This window comes from Mesorhizobium sp. M5C.F.Ca.IN.020.32.2.1 (assembly GCF_004023105.1).
Lineage (GTDB): Bacteria > Pseudomonadota > Alphaproteobacteria > Rhizobiales > Rhizobiaceae > Mesorhizobium > Mesorhizobium wenxiniae.
Window position 1 is genome coordinate 1 of sequence record NZ_RZSX01001162.1, and the last position, 1,584, is coordinate 1,584.

General features: G+C 62.2%; 2 protein-coding genes. Both read right to left on the reverse strand.

Going from position 1 to position 1,584, the window contains the following annotated elements; all coding sequences use genetic code 11:
* Positions 1 to 557 (reverse strand): TonB-dependent receptor plug domain-containing protein (locus EOA86_RS33940; protein WP_164892295.1); only part of this gene is annotated, 557 nt, incomplete at its 3' end.
* Between the two features lie 188 nt (positions 558 to 745).
* Positions 746 to 1,504: an ATP-binding cassette domain-containing protein gene (locus EOA86_RS33945; RefSeq protein WP_128345534.1), complete on the reverse strand. Its 759-nt coding sequence runs from the start codon at positions 1,502 to 1,504 to the stop codon at positions 746 to 748.
* Positions 1,505 to 1,584: the final 80 nt, after the last annotated feature.

Genomic DNA, 1,584 nt, shown 5'->3' on the forward strand with positions numbered 1-1,584 from the left:
GGTTCGAGCAGATCGACGGCGTCCTTGGTCTCGAATCCAAGCGATCCCGCGAGCGCGCCAGGACCGGCGTCGGCCGGCGCGACGCCTGCCTGCACCGACGCGGCCTTCAGCAGCGCCGGGTCGAGCAGGTATGTGCCGTTGTGGTGGAACACCTTGTTGTTCTGTCGTGACCCGTCGACAGTCACGGCTAGATTGTTTTCATCGACACCATTGACGTAGATCTTCTGCGTGCTGGGTATCGCGCCGCCGACGGCGATCTGCGGTTCACCGGAGAACACCTCCCTCAAATCCTGCGGTTTCTTGCGGTCGATCTCCTGCTGGTCGATGGTGATCAGGTTGGCGCCGGCCGTCGCGTTGGCGCCCGCCCCCACGTCGAGGACGAGAATCGTGTCGAGTTGCGTACCCCCAGCGGGAGCCTGGCTGTCTTCATTTTCTTCGGTGGCGCTCGTACTGGCTTCCGTTTCTGGGACGGGGGCGGACTGCGCCAGCGCGTCGGGACACAAGAAGATGGACATCGCGATGCTGACGGTCAGCGCTCGCAACAGATCGGATGACATCGGCTAAATCCCCTCGATTACGGTAGCCCCGGCTGGCGCGAACCGCGCCTGTAGGACTGCCTTAACCCATCGGTTGCGCTGTCGCAATAAACTTGATAGTAAATATCCAGTTTTATGCAAGCCTTTGTATCTGTTGCGCTCTTCGAGCGCCGCAGCCGCGGAAGCATTCTCAGGCGTGGTGCAAATTCTCAGGCGTGGTGCAGGACGGTCAGCCGACCGGCGATGTTTTCGACCCGCATCGAGAAGCCAAAAATGCTCTCCAATATGTCCGGCCGGATGACGTCGCCGGTCTCGCCCATTGCGACAACGGCGCCATCCTTCATCGCGACGACACGGTCGGCGTACGAGGCTGCATGATTGATGTCGTGGAGTACGATAAGCACGGTCTTGCCGTGCTCGTCGGCGATGCGTCTCAGCGTCCGCATGAGATTTCTTGCATGAAACATGTCGAGATTGTTCAGCGGCTCGTCCAGAAGGATGTAATCCGTTCCCTGGCAGAAGGTCATCGCGACGAGGGCGCGCTGCCGTTGCCCGCCTGACAAGGTGTCGATGAAGCGCAGCGCCAGGTCGCTGAGATCGAACTGCTCGAGCGACGCCGCGATGATTTCACGGTCTCCCGCCGTCAGCCGCCCGCGGTGATGCGGGAAACGACCGAACCCCACCAGTTCGACGACGCGCAGGCGGCCTGCGACGCCGGGATCCTGTCGAAGGATGGCCATGATCTTGGCCAACTGCCGGCTCGGCGTCGTATCGACCGGCAGCCCGTCGACGGTGATGCGGCCGCTTTGCAGGGGCTGCAGGCGGGCGATCAACGACAACAGGCTGGACTTACCGGCGCCATTCGGTCCGACAAGCGCCGTGACCCCACCCTTCGGTACTGTCAGGCTCACATTATCCAAAATGCGGCTGCCGCCAAGAGCCAGGGAGACGCCTGCAATCTCGATCATCGCCGGCCCGCAGCAAACAGAATGGCGAGGAACACGAGGCCCCCGGCAAATTCCACGACGATGCCGAGGCTGCCTTCCCC

Excerpts from the sequence above, each read along its gene's own strand:
- EOA86_RS33945 (WP_128345534.1), bottom strand. The coding sequence starts at position 1,504 with ATGATCGAGATTGCAGGCGTCTCCCTGGCTCTTGGCGGCAGCCGCATT.